The sequence below is a fragment of the Pseudomonas sp. GR 6-02 genome (assembly GCF_001655615.1).
Taxonomy (GTDB): domain Bacteria; phylum Pseudomonadota; class Gammaproteobacteria; order Pseudomonadales; family Pseudomonadaceae; genus Aquipseudomonas.
In genome coordinates this window covers 3,160,488-3,176,280 of sequence record NZ_CP011567.1, presented here as the reverse complement: position 1 = coordinate 3,176,280, position 15,793 = coordinate 3,160,488, and the positions used below count along the sequence as shown (strand labels likewise).

General features: G+C 59.7%; 13 protein-coding genes. 12 read left to right on the top strand and 1 reads right to left on the bottom strand.

Annotation, left to right across the window (positions count from 1 at the left end; all coding sequences use genetic code 11):
- The first annotated feature begins 56 nt into the window (after nt 1-56).
- From PGR6_RS14100 to PGR6_RS14045, 12 genes are all read left to right on the top strand, one after another.
- Nucleotides 57-1,073, top strand: coding sequence for an iron ABC transporter substrate-binding protein (locus PGR6_RS14100; RefSeq protein ID WP_064617803.1), 1,017 nt, complete (start codon nt 57-59; stop codon nt 1,071-1,073).
- Nucleotides 1,074-1,076: 3 nt separating this feature from the next.
- The gene (locus PGR6_RS14095; RefSeq protein WP_064621272.1) at nt 1,077-2,675 is read left to right on the top strand and encodes an ABC transporter permease; all 1,599 of its coding nucleotides are present in this window, start codon (nt 1,077-1,079) and stop codon (nt 2,673-2,675) included.
- Nucleotides 2,672-3,742: an ABC transporter ATP-binding protein gene (locus tag PGR6_RS14090; RefSeq protein ID WP_018925836.1), complete on the top strand. Its 1,071-nt coding sequence runs from the start codon at nt 2,672-2,674 to the stop codon at nt 3,740-3,742. Before PGR6_RS14095 ends, PGR6_RS14090 begins: the two co-directional genes overlap by 4 nt.
- Before the next feature lie 415 nt (nt 3,743-4,157).
- Complete coding sequence (gene arnB / locus PGR6_RS14085; RefSeq protein WP_018925835.1) at nt 4,158-5,306, top strand: UDP-4-amino-4-deoxy-L-arabinose aminotransferase; 1,149 nt, start codon at nt 4,158-4,160, stop codon at nt 5,304-5,306.
- Nucleotides 5,303-6,322, top strand: a complete 1,020-nt coding sequence (arnC, locus tag PGR6_RS14080; protein WP_018925834.1) for an undecaprenyl-phosphate 4-deoxy-4-formamido-L-arabinose transferase — start codon at nt 5,303-5,305, stop codon at nt 6,320-6,322. The genes arnB and arnC overlap by 4 nt, the downstream gene beginning before the upstream one ends.
- The gene (gene arnA / locus PGR6_RS14075; protein ID WP_018925833.1) at nt 6,319-8,313 is read left to right on the top strand and encodes a bifunctional UDP-4-amino-4-deoxy-L-arabinose formyltransferase/UDP-glucuronic acid oxidase ArnA; all 1,995 of its coding nucleotides are present in this window, start codon (nt 6,319-6,321) and stop codon (nt 8,311-8,313) included. Before arnC ends, arnA begins: the two co-directional genes overlap by 4 nt.
- Entirely contained in the window at nt 8,313-9,197 is an 885-nt protein-coding gene (gene arnD / locus PGR6_RS14070; protein ID WP_064617800.1) for a 4-deoxy-4-formamido-L-arabinose-phosphoundecaprenol deformylase, read from the top strand. The genes arnA and arnD overlap by 1 nt, the downstream gene beginning before the upstream one ends.
- On the top strand, nt 9,194-10,849 hold the full coding sequence (gene arnT / locus PGR6_RS14065; protein ID WP_064617798.1) for a lipid IV(A) 4-amino-4-deoxy-L-arabinosyltransferase: 1,656 nt from the start codon (nt 9,194-9,196) through the stop codon (nt 10,847-10,849). Before arnD ends, arnT begins: the two co-directional genes overlap by 4 nt.
- On the top strand, nt 10,846-11,190 hold the full coding sequence (arnE, locus tag PGR6_RS14060) for a 4-amino-4-deoxy-L-arabinose-phosphoundecaprenol flippase subunit ArnE (RefSeq protein ID WP_018925830.1): 345 nt from the start codon (nt 10,846-10,848) through the stop codon (nt 11,188-11,190). Before arnT ends, arnE begins: the two co-directional genes overlap by 4 nt.
- Entirely contained in the window at nt 11,187-11,600 is a 414-nt protein-coding gene (gene arnF, locus PGR6_RS14055) for a 4-amino-4-deoxy-L-arabinose-phosphoundecaprenol flippase subunit ArnF (protein WP_019578860.1), read from the top strand. The genes arnE and arnF overlap by 4 nt, the downstream gene beginning before the upstream one ends.
- Nucleotides 11,597-12,976: a UDP-glucose dehydrogenase family protein gene (locus tag PGR6_RS14050; protein WP_018925828.1), complete on the top strand. Its 1,380-nt coding sequence runs from the start codon at nt 11,597-11,599 to the stop codon at nt 12,974-12,976. The genes arnF and PGR6_RS14050 overlap by 4 nt, the downstream gene beginning before the upstream one ends.
- On the top strand, nt 12,949-14,571 hold the full coding sequence (locus tag PGR6_RS14045; RefSeq protein WP_064617796.1) for an ArnT family glycosyltransferase: 1,623 nt from the start codon (nt 12,949-12,951) through the stop codon (nt 14,569-14,571). The genes PGR6_RS14050 and PGR6_RS14045 overlap by 28 nt, the downstream gene beginning before the upstream one ends.
- Before the next feature lie 142 nt (nt 14,572-14,713).
- Here PGR6_RS14045 and PGR6_RS14040 read toward each other — a convergent pair whose 3' ends face one another.
- On the bottom strand, nt 14,714-15,679 hold the full coding sequence (locus PGR6_RS14040; protein WP_064617794.1) for a LysR family transcriptional regulator: 966 nt from the start codon (nt 15,677-15,679) through the stop codon (nt 14,714-14,716).
- Nucleotides 15,680-15,793: the final 114 nt, after the last annotated feature.

Here is a 15,793-nt window from a genome sequence, read left to right as displayed (position 1 = left end):
TTGTTCCCATAATGAATCTGCGCGTGTTGACTAAAAAAACAGGAGCCGTCAACAGAATGATTTCCCGTATCCCCTCGTTCCTTAAAAACGCATTGCTGACCACTGCTTTCCTCAGCGCCGGTCACGTGTATGCCGCTGCGCAGACGGAGGGTATCGTGGTCTACAACGCTCAACACGAAAGCCTGACCAAATCCTGGGTCGAAGGTTTCACCAAGGAAACCGGCATCAAAGTGACCGTGCGCAATGGCGACGACACCGAGATGGGCAATCAGCTCGTGCAGGAAGGTGCAGCCTCCCCGGCCGACGTGTTCCTGACCGAAAACTCCCCGGCGATGGTGCTGGTCGACAACGCGGGGCTGTTTGCACCGGTTGCGCCGAGCACGCTGGAACAAGTGGGCGCGGCCTATCGTCCGGCGCATGGCAAATGGGTAGGGATTGCCGCACGCTCCACGGTGTTCGTCTATAACCCAAGCAAGCTGGCTGAAGCAGACTTGCCAAAATCGTTGATGGACCTCGCCGCACCGAACTGGAAAGGTCGCTGGGCCGCTTCGCCAGCCGGTGCCGACTTCCAGGCCATCGTCGCAGCGGTACTGGAACTCAAGGGTGAAGCCGCCACCCTCGACTGGCTGAAAGCGATGAAAACCAACTTCACCGCCTACCGGGGCAACAGCGCCGTGCTCAAGGCGGTCAATGCCGGTCAGATCGACAGCGGCGTGATCTATCACTATTACAGCTTCGTCGATCAGTCCAAGACCGGCGAGAACAGCAAGAACACCTCGCTGAGCTACTTCAAACACAAGGATCCAGGTGCCTTTGTCAGCCTGTCCGGCGGTGGCGTCCTGGCCTCCAGTCAACACAAGGAACAGGCTCAGGCATTCCTGAAATGGATTACCGGCAAAGACGGCCAGGCGATCCTCAAGAACGGCAACTCGTTTGAATACGCCGTGGGCAAGAATGCAGAGTCCAATCCGAAACTGGTGCCGCTGCAGCAACTCGACGCTCCGACTGTCGACGTCTCGAAACTCGACAGCAAAAAGGCGGTTGAGCTGATGACCCAGGCCGGGTTGCTCTAATTGTTGCCTGAAACGCTACCGGCAGAGGTCGCTGCGGCGTCCTCTGTAAACTTGCGCGCACGCTCTCGCGGCGTCTTCTCGGGCCGCGGCGGCGCCTGGGTGATTAGCCTGTCGGTGCTGATGTCGTTGCTGGCGTTGCTGCCGATTGCTTTCGTGATCGGCGTATCGGTGCAGACTGGCTGGGCGACGCTGGTGACGCTGGTATGGCGCCCACGCGTCGGCGAGTTGCTGATCAACACCGTGCTGCTGGTGGTGCTCACCATTCCCTTGTGCATCGCACTGGGTCTGGCGCTGGCCTGGTTGACGGAACGCACCAACTTGCCGGGGCGGCGCTGGTGGTCGCTGTTGGCGACGGCGCCGCTGGCGGTGCCGGCATTCGTGCACAGCTATGCGTGGGTCAGTCTGGTGCCACCGATTCATGGCCTGTTTGCCGGCGTTCTGGTGTCGGTCATCGCCTATTTCCCGTTTCTTTACCTGCCGATAGCAGCGACTTTGCGCCGGCTCGATCCGGCTATCGAAGATGTCTCCGAGTCGTTGGGGCTCAAGCCCTGGGCAGTGTTCTTTCGCGTGGTGCTGCCGCAGTTGCGCCTGGCCATCTGCGGCGGTGCCTTGCTGGTGGGGCTGCACCTGCTGGCCGAGTACGGTCTGTACGCGATGATTCGCTTCGACACCTTCACCACGGCCATCTTCGATCAGTTCAAGTCCACCTTCAACGGGCCTGCCGCCAATATGCTGGCCGGCGTCCTCGCGCTCTGCTGCCTGGCCATGCTGACGGCCGAGTCGGCTGCTCGCGGCACGGCGCGCTACGCCCGGGTCGGGTCGGGAAGCGCGCGCGAACAAAGGATTGTGCGCTTGAAGTTGCGCACCACCCTGCTCGCGCTGACGCTGCAAGGCATGACCTGTGTGCTGGCACTCGGTGTGCCGTTGATCACCCTTGGCAAGTGGCTGATCGACGGTGGCGCGCCAGTCTGGAACCTGAGCGAACTGCTGCCGGCGCTGGAGCAGACGCTGATGCTCGGGGCCGCCGGCGCGCTCATTACCACATGCGCGGCCATCCCGATCGCCTGGCTGTCGATTCGCTCACCGGGCCCGTTGCAACGTGTACTGGAAAGCTGCAACTACATTACCAGCGCGTTGCCGGGGATTGTCGTTGCGCTGGCGCTGGTAACGCTGACGATTCATTTTGCCCGGCCGATTTACCAGACCACCATCACGGTGCTGCTGGCGTATTTACTGATGTTTTTGCCCCGCGCCCTGGTGAGTTTGCGCGCAGGCATCGCCCAGGCGCCGGTGGAACTGGAGAACATGGCGCGCAGCCTCGGCCGTTCGCCTGGTCGGGCGTTGTGGCTGATCACTCTGCGCCTGGCCGCACCCGGTGCTGCCGCCGGCGCTGCGCTGGTGTTTCTGGCGGTCAGCAATGAGTTGACCGCCACCCTGCTGCTCGCCCCCAATGGCACGCGCACCCTGGCTACCGGTTTCTGGGCAATGACCAGTGAAATCGACTATGCCGCCGCGGCGCCCTATGCCTTGCTCATGATTCTGCTGTCGCTTCCGTTAACCGGACTTCTTTACCATCAATCCAAACGCACGGCTGGCCGATGAACGCTCTTGAACTCCACTCGATCTGCAAGTCCTACGGTTCTCACCGAGCCCTGGAGAACATCAGCCTGTCGGTGCCGACGGGAAGCCGTACGGTGATCGTCGGCCCGTCCGGTTCGGGCAAGACCACCTTGCTGCGAATGATCGCCGGTTTCGAGTTCCCGGACTCGGGCAGCCTTGCGCTCAATGGTCAAATGCTGGTCGACGGCACCCGCGAGGTCCCCGCGCATCAACGCTTGATCGGCTATGTTCCGCAGGATGGTGCGCTGTTCCCGCACATGACCGTAGCCGCCAACATCGGTTTCGGGCTGGCGGCCAAGGGCGTTGCCAAACAGGAACGTGTCGCCGAGTTGATGGACAGCGTGGCACTGGACTCGAGTATGGCCAATCGTTGGCCGCATGAACTCTCCGGCGGCCAGCAACAGCGTGTCGCGCTGGCCCGGGCCCTGGCGCAACAACCACGGCTGATGTTGCTGGACGAGCCGTTTTCGGCACTCGATACCGGTTTGCGCGCCGCCATGCGCAAATTGGTCGCAAGGCTTCTGGCTGACGCCGGTGTCACGACCATTCTGGTGACTCACGATCAAAGTGAAGCGTTGTCATTCGCCGATCAGTTGGCGGTGATGCGTCAGGGCCGGCTAGTGCAATCCGGACATCCGCTGGACCTTTACCGCTATCCCGCCGATGAACAAACCGCCCTGTTTCTCGGGGATGCCGTGGTCATGCCGGCCAGAATCGAAGCGGGTTGGGCTCATTGCGATCTGGGTCGCATACCGGTCAACAACCACAGAAACAACCGATCAGCGCAAATCATGCTGCGCCCCGAGCAACTTCAGCTGATCAGCGCGCCCCACGGCCTGGAGCAACAGGACGGCTGTCGCGGCGTGGTCACCGAATGCGACTTCGGCGGTAATACCTGCACATTGACCGTGGAATTGCAGACGTTGAACGCTGATGACCGTCCGGGGCGTTCATTGCTGGTGCGCAGTTCCGGCATGCATGCGCCACCCGCTGGGAGCGAGGTTCATGTGTCGACCATCGGCCATGCTCATGTACTGAGCGAACCTTAAGCTTTTGAATCGGTAACGGGCGAGAAACGAAATCGCCCCCGAATATAACAATTCAAAAAAACAACTAAGCAATGCAGCGCAAGTCCATCAAGGCAGACACTTCTGTACGCCTTTCCCTACAAAAAATGCGATGAGCCGGTAGAAGCCTGAACAGTGCCTGTATGGGCTTGAAATAAAACGAATCACCTACCGGTTTTTCATGTTCCTTTCACAAAATCGCGCTTACCCTCAACGGATCACAGATGGCGTCTTGATAGCGTCCAACCCGTCGGGCATGACAAGCAAAGTCAACCGATGTAATTTGTCACAAATTACTGGCAACTGCTTGATGCCGCTTTTGTTTTAGCGTCTACGCTGATGTTGGATCCAACGTTCAAGCCTGATAGTCTAATTTTTTTTCAGTTCCGAGGTGCCCATGAGTCAGGCGTTTCTCCCCTTCTCTCGCCCGAGTATCGGCGATGAAGAAATTGCTGCGGTAGAGCAAGTACTGCGCTCTGGCTGGATCACTACCGGGCCGAAAAACCAGCAACTGGAAGAACACTTCGCCAACTATGTCGGCTGTCGGCATGCCGTCGCATTGTCCTCGGCCACCGGTGGCATGCACATTACTTTGTTGGCCTTGGGTATCGGTCCCGGTGACGAAGTCATCACTCCGTCCCAGACCTGGGTGTCGACCGCCAACATGATCTGCCTGCTCGGTGCGACGCCGGTTTTTGTCGACGTTGACCGCGACACGTTGATGAGCGACCTGGAGAGCATCGAAGCGGCGATCACGCCTCGCACCAAGGCAATCATTCCGGTGCATTACGCCGGCGCGGCATTCGACCTCGATCCGCTCTACGCTCTGGCCGACAAACATGGCATCACCGTCATCGAAGACGCGGCTCACGCAGCGGGCACTTTCTATAAAGGTCGGCATGTCGGCGCCCAAGGCACGGCGATCTTCTCGTTCCACGCGATCAAGAACATGACCTGCGCCGAGGGCGCGATGTTCGTCAGCGACGATGAAGCCCTGGCCAATCGGGTACGCATGCTCAAGTTCCATGGCCTGGGCGTCGACGCCTACGACCGCCTCACCCACGGCCGCAAACCCCAGGCCCAGGTGATCGAACCCGGCTTCAAGTACAACCTGGCCGACATCAATGCCGCCATCGCCCTGGTTCAGCTGGAACGCCTGGACGCGATCAACGCCAAGCGCACAGAGCTGGCCCAGACCTACCTGCAACGCCTTGAAGGCCTGCCGGTGCAACCGCTGGCCATTCCGGCCCATGCGCAACAGCACGCCTGGCATCTGTTCATCCTGCGCATCGACGCCGAACGTTGCGGGCTGGATCGCGAGGCGTTCATGAAGGCGTTGCAGGAACAGAACATCGGCACAGGTATTCACTTCATCGCCACCCACCTGCACACTTACTACCGGCAGCGTTTCCCCAACATCTACCTGCCCAACACCGAATGGAACTCGGCGCGGCTGTGTTCGATCCCGTTGTTCCCCGACATGACCACCGATGATGTCGATCGTGTCGTCGGCGCCATTGAAAAAACACTGGACAGAAGCCTGTGAAACCTTATCCGATCCGTTGCGTATCAATCGTCATCCCGGTCTATAACGAGGAGGACAGTCTGCCCGAGTTGCTTCGGCGCACCGAAGCGGCGTGCCAGCAACTGCACCATGACTACGAAATTGTGCTGGTCGACGACGGCAGCCGCGACAACTCGGCGCAAATCCTCGAGGAGGCGGCCAGTCTCGACGGCAGCCCGGTGGTGGCGGTCATTCTCAACCGCAACTACGGCCAGCACGCGGCGATCATGGCAGGGTTCGAACAATGCAAGGGCGACGTGGTGATCACCCTCGACGCCGACCTGCAGAACCCGCCTGAAGAAATCCCGCGGCTGGTGGCTCAGGCCGAACTGGGCTATGACGTAGTCGCCACGGTGCGCAACAACCGTCAGGACTCGGCCTTGCGTCGCTGGCCGTCGAAGCTGATCAACCTTGCCGTGCAACGCTCCACCGGTGTTGCCATGAGCGACTACGGCTGCATGCTGCGCGCCTACCGCCGCACCATCGTCGACGCCATGCTCGCCTGCCGCGAACGCAGCACGTTCATCCCGATCCTGGCCAACAGCTTCGCCCGGCACACCACGGAAATTCTGGTGACCCACGCCGAGCGTGAACACGGCGAATCCAAATACAGCCCGATGCGCCTGATCAACCTGATGTTCGATCTGATCACCTGCATGACGACCACGCCCCTGCGATTGCTGAGCATCGTCGGCTTCGGCATGGCCGGCCTAGGCGTGCTGTTCGCCATCGCGTTGATTGTGCTGCGCATGGCTTTCGGCGCCGGTTGGGCGGGCGGCGGTACGTTCGTCCTGTTCGCCGTACTGTTCGTTTTCACCGGCGGGCAATTCATTGGCATGGGCCTGCTGGGCGAGTACCTGGGTCGCATGTACAGCGACGTCCGGGCACGTCCACGGTTCTTTATCGAAAAAGTTTTACGTAGCACCCCTTCTGCTCCTGCCCCCGTTGTCACCGTTGACGGTCTCACTTCCACTTCTTCAGATCAGGTTCTCTCATGAGTGCAAAAGCTGTTGTCTTCGCTTATCACGATATTGGCTGTGCCGGCATCGAATCCCTGCTTGCCAGCGGTTTCGAGATTGCAGCCGTGTTCACCCATCCCGATGACCCGAAGGAAAATGCGTTCTATGGCTCGGTTGCGCAACTGTGCGCCCGTAAAGGCATCCCGGTGCATGCCCCGGAAGACGCCAACCACCCGCTGTGGATCGAGCGCATCAGCAAACTCAATCCCGAGTACCTGTTTTCGTTCTACTACCGCAACCTGCTGAGCGAACCACTGTTGGCCACGGCCAGCAAAGGCGCCTTCAACCTGCACGGTTCGTTGCTGCCTCGCTACCGTGGCCGCGCACCGGCCAACTGGGTACTGGTCAACGGTGAAACCGAGACCGGCGTGACCCTGCACCGCATGGTCAAACGTGCCGATGCCGGCGCCATCATTGCCCAGGAGCGGGTAGCGATCGAGCGCGCCGACACCGCGCTGACCCTGCACGCCAAATTGCGCCAGGCCGCCAGCGATCTGCTGCGCGACACCTTGCCTGCCTTGCTTCAGGGCAAAATCAGCGAAACCCCACAGGACGAATCCAAAGCCACAGTGTTTGGCCGTCGCACCCCGGCGGACGGCAAACTGGTCTGGAGTAAACCTGCCGAAGAACTGTTCAATCTGGTCCGCGCCGTGACCCAACCTTACCCGGGCGCGTTCTGTGCCGTGGGCGAGCACAAGTTGATTGTCTGGAGCGCGGATGTCGTCAAGGGCAACGAAGGCCAGGCACCGGGCCGGGTTATCAGCGTCGATCCGCTGCGCATCGCCTGCGGCGAAGACTCGCTGGTGGTCAACGCCGGCCAACGCAACGACAACGGCCTGTACCTCAGCGGTCCACAACTGGCCAATGAGCTGGGGCTGGTCGACGGTTCTGTGCTGCGTGGCGCCGAATCGGGCCGTGCACCGCGTCGCACCCGCGTGCTGATCCTTGGCGTCAACGGCTTCATCGGCAATCACCTGTCCGAGCGCCTGCTGCGTGACGACCGCTATGAAGTGTACGGCCTGGACATCGGCTCGGACGCCATCGAGCGCCTGCGCAGCCATCCGAACTTCCACTTCGTCGAAGGCGATATCAGCATCCACTCGGAGTGGATCGAGTACCACATCAAGAAATGCGACGTGGTCCTGCCGCTGGTGGCGATCGCCACGCCGATCGAATACACCCGCAATCCGCTGCGTGTATTCGAACTGGACTTCGAAGAGAACCTGAAACTGGTTCGCTACTGCGTCAAATACAACAAGCGCGTGATCTTCCCGTCGACCTCCGAAGTCTATGGCATGTGCCAGGACGCCAACTTCGACGAAGACAGCTCCAACCTGGTGGTTGGGCCGATCAACAAGCAACGCTGGATCTACTCGATCTCCAAGCAGCTGCTTGACCGAGTGATCTGGGCTTACGGCCAGAAAGGCCTGAACTTCACCCTGTTCCGCCCTTTCAACTGGATGGGCCCACGCCTGGACCGTCTGGACTCGGCGCGTATCGGCAGCTCCCGGGCCATCACCCAGTTGATCCTGAACCTGGTGGAAGGCACGCCAATTCGCCTGTTCGACGGCGGCGAACAAAAACGCTGCTTCACCGACATCGCCGATGGCGTCGAAGCCCTGGCGCGGATCATCGACAACGACAACGATGTCTGCAACGGCCAGATCATCAACATCGGCAACCCGGACAACGAAGCCAGCATTCGTCAGCTGGGCGAAGAACTGCTGCGTCAGTTCGAAGCTCACCCGTTGCGCGACAACTTCCCGCCATTCGCCGGTTTCCGCGATATCGAAAGCAAGGCTTTCTACGGCACTGGCTATCAGGACGTGTCTCACCGCAAACCGAGCATCGCCAACGCCAAGCGTCTGCTTGACTGGGCACCCACCGTGGAGATGAAGGAAACCATCGGCAACACGCTGGACTTCTTCCTGCGCGAGGCCATGCTCGAAATCGCGGACAAAAAACGTTGATGCAGGCAGGCCTTCGAATCGATGTCGACACCTACCGAGGCACCCGTGAAGGGGTGCCGCGGTTACTCGAAATACTCGATGAAGCACAGGTCAAGGCGACGTTTTTCTTCAGCGTCGGGCCAGACAACATGGGGCGCCACTTGTGGCGCCTTATCCGTCCGCAGTTTCTCTGGAAGATGCTTCGTTCCAACGCTGCCGGCCTGTATGGCTGGGATATTTTGTTGGCAGGCACTGCGTGGCCGGGTAAACCGATCGGTCGGGACCTCGGGCACCTGATGCGTCAAGCCCAGGCGGCTGGGCATGAAGTCGGCCTGCACGCCTGGGATCACCACGGCTGGCAGGCCAATGCCGGACGCTGGAGCCAGGCGCAACTGATCGAGCAGATTCGTCGTGGCGTCGACAGCCTCAGTGACATCCTCGGCCAAAAAGTCGAATGCTCGGCTTCCGCCGGTTGGCGGGCGGACGAGCGTGTGATCGAAGCCAAGCAAGGTTTCGGCTTTCGCTACAACAGCGATTGTCGGGGCCAGCACCTGTTCCAGCCAATCCTGACCAATGGTAGTCTGGGCGCACCGCAGATTCCGGTGGACCTGCCGACCTTCGACGAAGTGGTTGGCCCGACCGTTGCAGCCAAAGACTTCAACACTTTCATTCTTGAGCGGTTCTCCCCGCAAAAACTCAATGTCTACACTGTCCATGCCGAAGTAGAAGGGATTCTGATGGCCAACGATTTTCGCCAATTATTGGCCGATGCTCGCCAACGTGATATTCATTTCCAACCCTTGGGCAATTTGCTTCCCGACGCCCCCGCCATCTTGCCTAAGGGCCGGGTCGTACGCGGCACTCTTGAGGGTCGCGAAGGCTGGCTAGGGGTTCAAGGCGCATGAGCAAACCCTGGGCATTGCCGTTATTACTGGTCGTTCTGGCGCTGGCGTACCTGCTGCCGCTAGGCTCTCACGGCCTTTGGATTCCCGACGAAACCCGTTACGCCCAGATCAGCCAGGACATGCTCCTGAGCGGTAACTGGGTGTCGCCGCATTTCATGAGCCTGCGTTACTTCGAAAAGCCCATCGCGGGCTACTGGATGATCGCTATCGGCCAGGCGCTGTTTGGCGACAATCTGTTTGGCGTACGTATTGCCTCGGTGCTGAGCACCGGGCTGAGCGTGTTGCTGTGCTACCTGATCGCTCACCGGCTGTGGAACGAGCCGCGCAAGAGTTTTGCCTGTGCGCTGCTGTACATGAGCTTTGCGATCATCGCCGGGCAAGCCGGCTACGCCAACCTCGATCCGCAATTCACCTTCTGGGTAAACCTGAGCCTGGTGGCTTTGTGGTTTGCGCTGGACAGCACCAGCCGTGGCCAGCGTCTGCTCGGCTGGACTGTACTGGGGCTTGCCTGTGGCATGGGTTTCATGACCAAAGGCTTCCTCGCCTGGGCGTTGCCGGTGTTGATCGCCCTGCCCTGGGTGCTCTGGCAGAAACGCTGGCGGGAACTGCTGACTTACGGCCCGGTGGCGATTATCGTCGCCATCGCGGTGAGCCTGCCGTGGGCCTTGGCGGTGCACGCGCAGGAACCCGATTACTGGCGGTTCTTCTTCTGGCACGAACACATTCGCCGCTTCGCCGGGGATGACGCCCAACACGATGCGCCATGGTGGTTCTACCTGCCGCTGCTGGTGGCGTTCAGCCTGCCATGGGCGGCGTTGCTGCCATCGGCGCTGAAACAGGCCTGGCAGACCCGGCGTCAGGCCAACATCGCTTTCCTGCTGCTGTGGTTGCTGATGCCCTTGCTGTTTTTCAGCCTGAGCAACGGCAAGCTGCCGACCTACATCATGCCCTGCCTGCTGCCTCTGGCGTTGTTGCTGGGCCATGCCCTGGCGGACCGACTGAAGCTGGAACAAGGCCGGGTGCTGGGGATCAATGGCCTGCTGAACATGACGCTGGGCCTGATCGTCCTGATTGCGCTGGTTTATCTGCAACTGAAAAAACCGCTGTACACCCACGAACTGCACAACCTGGTATTGGTGTTCATCGGGTTGATCGGCTGGATCATGGCCAACCTGCTGCAGGCCTTCCGTCCCTTGCAATGCTGGGCGGCACCGGCTTTTGGCAGTTTGCTGCTGATCGGCGTGCTGCCGGCCGGCATGCCGGATTCGGTGGTGGCTAACAAGATGCCCGACCAGTTCATCCTCCAGCACGCCCCGGAACTGGCGCAGACCGACAAGCTGTTGAGCAACGACCTGGGCGCTGCCTCGGCCCTGGCCTGGCGCTTGAAACGCCCGGAGGTGGCGTTGTACAACACGATAGGCGAATTGAAATACGGCCTCGACTATCCTGATCCAGATGCAATACAGCAGCGGGTCGATCTTGAGCACGTGCAACAGTGGATGCGCGAAGCGCGTCAGAGTGGTTCGGTCGGCGTGGTGATGCGGGTCAAAGGGGATGACGAACTGCAAGAAATCGAACTGCTGCCCAAGGATGGCAAACGTTATGAACAAGGCAACCTGGTGATCCTGATCTTCCCTCGGGATGCGTCATGAGCCTGTTGCTGCTCCTGACCGCCTGCCTGCTGACTTGCCTTGGCCAGATCGCCCAGAAGTACGCCGTGGAAAGCTGGCGTGGCAAGACCTCGGGTTGGGGCGAGAAACTGCGTTCGCCTTGGCTGTGGCTGGCGCTCGCCTCTCTGGGGCTGGGCTTGCTGGTCTGGCTGCTGGTGTTGCAGCGCCTCGAAGTCGGTATCGCCTATCCCATGCTCAGCCTGAATTTCGTGCTGATCACACTGGTCGCCCGTTTCGTCTTTCACGAAGTCATCGACCGCCGTCACTGGTTGGGCGTGGCGCTGGTGATTGGTGGCGTGGCGTTGCTGGGGCAACACGCATGAGCCTGCGTCGCGGAATCGCCTTTGCCATGGGCAGCGTAGTGCTGGGCACCGCCGCGCAGTTGGGCATGCGCTGGAGCATGACTCGCTTGCCACATCCCGAACAGTGGTTAGCGGCCTTGAGCAGCGGCAGCGTCGATATGCCCGCTGTGATTGTCGTACTGGCCGCCATCCTCGCCTATGCCGTGTCGATGCTCACCTGGCTCGCGGCCCTGCGGGATGTGCCGCTGGGTCGGGCCTATTCGCTGCTGAGCATCAGCTACGCGCTGGTGTATGTGCTGGCCGCCAGCCTGCCACTGTTCAACGAATCCTTCAGTCTTTCAAAAACCCTGGGAGTGGCGCTGGTCATCCTGGGGGTCATTACTATTAATTCTCGACCTGCTCGCGCGCCCGAACTTAGGAGTGCATCATGAAAATCAGTGTATTTGGTAGCGGTTACGTTGGTCTGGTGCAAGCCGCCGTCCTGGCTGAAGTCGGCCATGACGTAGTGTGCATGGACATTGACGAGAAAAAAGTTGCGTTGCTGCAACAAGGCCACGTCAGCATCTTCGAGCCGGGGCTGGCCAGCCTGGTGCGTGAAAGCCTGGATGCCAAGCGGCTGCACTTCACCTCGGACGAAAAGTTCGCGGTGCAACATGGCCAGGTGCTGTTCATCGCCGTCGGCACGCCGTCCCGGGAGGATGGTTCGGCGGATCTGCAATACGTGTTGTCCGTGGGTGAAGCGGTCGCGCGTCATCGTGAACAGCCGGTGATCCTGGTGGAGAAATCCACGGTGCCGGTGGGCACCGGCGATACGCTGCGCGCCCATATCGACCAGTACCTGCTCAAGGCCGGCCGTCAGCTGCAGTTCGATATCGTTTCCAACCCGGAGTTTTTGAAAGAAGGTTCGGCCGTGGCCGATTGCCGGCGCCCGGACCGCATCATCATCGGCTGTGAAGGCGATGAAGTGCGCGACGTGATGCGCGACCTCTATGCACCGTTCAACCGCAACCATGACCGCGTCATGTTCATGGACCTGCGCAGCGCCGAGCTGACCAAATACGCCGCCAACTGCATGCTGGCGACCAAAATCAGCTTCATCAACCAGATCGCCGAACTGGCCGAACACCTGGGTGCCGACATCGAATCGGTACGGCTGGGCATCGGTGCCGACTCGCGTATCGGTTACCACTTCATCTACCCCGGCTGCGGTTACGGCGGCTCGTGTTTCCCCAAGGATATGCGCGCTCTGATCCACAGTGCCGAAGAAGCCCACTGCAACAGCGACCTGCTGCAAGCGGTGGAAGCCATCAACGAGCGGCAGAAACACAAATTGTTCGAACGCATCAACGCGTTCTACAAGGGTGATTTGCGCGACAAGACCTTCGCCGTTTGGGGCCTGGCCTTCAAGCCCAACACCGACGACATGCGCGATGCGCCGAGCCGGGTGCTACTGGAATCGCTGTGGGCTGCGGGGGCCAATGTACGGGCGTTCGACCCGGAAGCCATGCAGGAAACCCAACACCTTTATCCTGACGAACCGAAGCTGATGCTCATGGGCACGCCGGAATCAGTCCTTTCGGGTGCCGACGCTTTGATCATCTGCACCGAATGGCAGCAGTTCAAGGCGCCAGACTTCGACCTGATCCAGCAACGCCTGAATGCACCGGTGATTTTCGACGGACGTAACCTGTACGACGCAGAGCGCCTGGCCCGCAGCGGCTTCCTGTATTTCCCGATGGGCCGTGGTGAATCCCGCAAATTGCCAATTCCCCTTCAGCAATGGCCATCGGCCTCAGGCGTCGCGTGAGTACGGTATCGCCCAGCATTCGTCGGCAGTCCTTAGGGTTCGGGCTGCTGACGTTCATGCTGTTCATCGCGGGGGTCTATCAGCAAACAGCAATCGGTTTCGATTCGCGGTTCGTGCTGTTCGCCCAGGAGATGCTGCGCCACGGGCCGTCGTTTTTCCCGACCACCTATGGCCAGCCCTATGCCGATTACTCGGCGCTGTCTACGGTGTTTGTCTGGCTGTTGTCCCTGCCGTTCGGTCAGGTCAATAGCCTCACCGCGTGGTTGCCGACTGCCATCGGCGCTGCGGTGATCGTCACGTTGATGTACCGGTTGGTCGCGCCCTGCTCCACACGCTGGGCGCTGCTGAGCATCGCGTTGATGTTGCTCACCAGTACATTTGTCACTGAAACCCGTGCCGTGTCCCAGGACCTGATGCTAGCGGCCGTGGCCTTTTCGGTGTTCTACCTTGGGTACGCCGCCGATCATTTCGCGATGCCCCGTCGGTGGCCGCTGATTTTTGTGCTGCTGCTGTTGGGCTTCGGGATTCGCGGGCCGATCGGGCTGGTTATCCCCACCGGTATGTTGTGCAGCTACTACCTGCTCAATCGCCAATGGTCACGGTTGTTCGGTTTTGGCCTGCTGGCGGCGGTGTTGTTGGTGGTGTGCGTCGGCGCGCTGCTGTGGCTGGCCGAAGCCAGTGGTGGAACGGCCTTCATGCATGACGTGGTGCGCATGCAGTTCATGGGGCGCATGGACGGCAGTGAAGGCGTCAGTGGTTCGCTGTATTACTTCACCGCTTCGTTTGGCAACTATGCGCTCGCTTATCCATTGGCACTGCTGGTATTGGCCGCGGTCTGGCTGACGAATCCACGGCAGGCAGGTCCGGCATTACGCTTGTTGCAATACTGCACGGCGGCCGGGTTGATCGTGATGATTGGCTTATCGATTCCCCAGGCGAAAAAGGCCCGTTACCTGCTGCCGATGCTGCCCATGGCGGCGATCATTGCGGCGTACCCGTTTCAGGTGGCGCAAGGTCGGGTATTCGGTTGGTTGCGGGGTTTGATGCAAGGGCTGTGGCTGGTGATACCGGGGGTGTTGATTGTCGCATTGCTGATCATTCAGCGGCGTCTGCCAGCACAACCTCCTGCCTTTGTGCCGGTATTGATCGTGCTTGCGGCTCTGCAAGTCATCACACTGGCGGCTTGGTTCTGCGCTCACTGGCGAGCCGAGGTGCTGGCCTGTTGCGCAGTCCTGGCGCTGTGGTCGGTTTATATCCTGGTGTATGAACCGGTCGAACGTCAGCTTTACGACACGCAAGCCTTCAGTCGAGCCGCGTTCGCAGAGATTCAAAAAGCGCCGGCGCCGTTGGTGCTGCACGGCATGGGCAAAGACGCCAAGGCGATCAAGTTCATGGTCAATATCGAGCAGGACTTTCAACCGGTGTTCACCGAATCGACACAGGAACTGGAAGCCCTCTCGGGGCCGGCCTGGCTGATGATGGACCGAAACGACTACAACGCCTTGCAAGGCACTCCGCTGGGTGCCCAGCCACCGGTATTGAGCGGACGTTTCGATAAAAACGATTTCGTATTGCTGCACACGCCGCCCTTGTAGGAACTGCCGTAGGCTGCGATCTTTTGATGGTTTCGATGTTGCTGAAGAGCAAGATCAAAGATCGCAGCCTGCAGTAGCTCCTGCGTATCCATGTATTGTCCTTTAGTTACTGTTAACCACACTTGAACGCCTACGTTTGAGGTTAAACCGGCGCCTTCAAATCCACCCCCAGCGACTGGGCAAACGCCTTCACCAACGGACTGCGCACAGTGTTGTGGCGCAGGATCAGATTGAACGGCGTGACGATGTTGATCAGGTCCGGACGCACCGCCCGAAACTGTCCCTGAGCCACCAGGTTTGCCGCGTAATGCTCGGGCAGAAAACCGACGAAACGCCCCGTCTTGACCAGCAGCGCCACAGCTTCCACTTGAGTCGCCGAAGCGGAAAAGCTGTCGTAGCGGGCAAAGTTCAGTTTGTCCCGATGGATCGCGTAGCGGTGGTTGATGCACTCGTAATCCTGCAGCACATTGCCGCCCATGTCCGCCTCCGGCACCGAGAACAGTGGATGACCGACGGCGCAATACACATACGAGCGTTCTTCATACAGCGGGAAGTAATCGAACTCTTCTCTTTTTTGATAAACCGGCACGATCCCGGCCACTAACCGCCCCTCGACCACACCTCTTTCCACCTCATCTAACTGGGAGGCCTGAAGTTGAAATCTTACTTTCGGCGACTCTTCATTTATTCTTCTAAGCGCCGCAACTAACGGAGAATTCGAGTCCGTAATTGTATTATCAATGACGCCCACCCCAAGGTCGCCAATAAGTTCATTCTGCGCCGAACTAAGCCGATCACGAAAGTTATCGACCGAGGCAAATAAATCGATCGACGCCTGATACACCAGGCGCCCTTCTTCGGTCAGGTGAAACCCTTCCCGCCCCCGGGTACACAGGCGCATGCCGATGCGAATCTCAAGGTCGGAAATCTGTTTGCTGATGGCCGCCAAGCCCACGTTCAGCTCATTCTGCGCCGCACTGAAGCCGCCAGCCTCGACCACGGCCTTGAATACTTTGAGCAGTTTGAAGTCCAGGCCGCTGAGGGCCAACGGCGCCCGATGTACCGTTTTTAACGGCGGGTTTCCGGAATTGGAAAGTGGGGTTTCCATAATGCTTATTTACCTCTGGCGCCCTATTCAACAACCTGTGCCCAACAACAAAAACAGTGCTGGCTAATAATAATGAACACAGAAAACAAGGCTTGGCAACCGTTAATAAATTCC

What these genes read in the sequence shown, in the direction of transcription:
- PGR6_RS14050 (WP_018925828.1), top strand. Translation starts at nt 11,597, where the DNA reads ATGAAAATCAGTGTATTTGGTAGCGGTTACGTTGGTCTGGTGCAAGCC.
- PGR6_RS14045 (WP_064617796.1), top strand. Translation starts at nt 12,949, where the DNA reads ATGGCCATCGGCCTCAGGCGTCGCGTGAGTACGGTATCGCCCAGCATT.
- arnB (WP_018925835.1), top strand. Translation starts at nt 4,158, where the DNA reads ATGAGTCAGGCGTTTCTCCCCTTCTCTCGCCCGAGTATCGGCGATGAA.
- arnA (WP_018925833.1), top strand. Translation starts at nt 6,319, where the DNA reads ATGAGTGCAAAAGCTGTTGTCTTCGCTTATCACGATATTGGCTGTGCC.
- PGR6_RS14100 (WP_064617803.1), top strand. Translation starts at nt 57, where the DNA reads ATGATTTCCCGTATCCCCTCGTTCCTTAAAAACGCATTGCTGACCACT.
- arnE (WP_018925830.1), top strand. Translation starts at nt 10,846, where the DNA reads ATGAGCCTGTTGCTGCTCCTGACCGCCTGCCTGCTGACTTGCCTTGGC.
- arnT (WP_064617798.1), top strand. Translation starts at nt 9,194, where the DNA reads ATGAGCAAACCCTGGGCATTGCCGTTATTACTGGTCGTTCTGGCGCTG.
- PGR6_RS14040 (WP_064617794.1), bottom strand. Translation starts at nt 15,679, where the DNA reads ATGGAAACCCCACTTTCCAATTCCGGAAACCCGCCGTTAAAAACGGTA.
- arnF (WP_019578860.1), top strand. Translation starts at nt 11,187, where the DNA reads ATGAGCCTGCGTCGCGGAATCGCCTTTGCCATGGGCAGCGTAGTGCTG.
- PGR6_RS14090 (WP_018925836.1), top strand. Translation starts at nt 2,672, where the DNA reads ATGAACGCTCTTGAACTCCACTCGATCTGCAAGTCCTACGGTTCTCAC.
- arnD (WP_064617800.1), top strand. Translation starts at nt 8,313, where the DNA reads ATGCAGGCAGGCCTTCGAATCGATGTCGACACCTACCGAGGCACCCGT.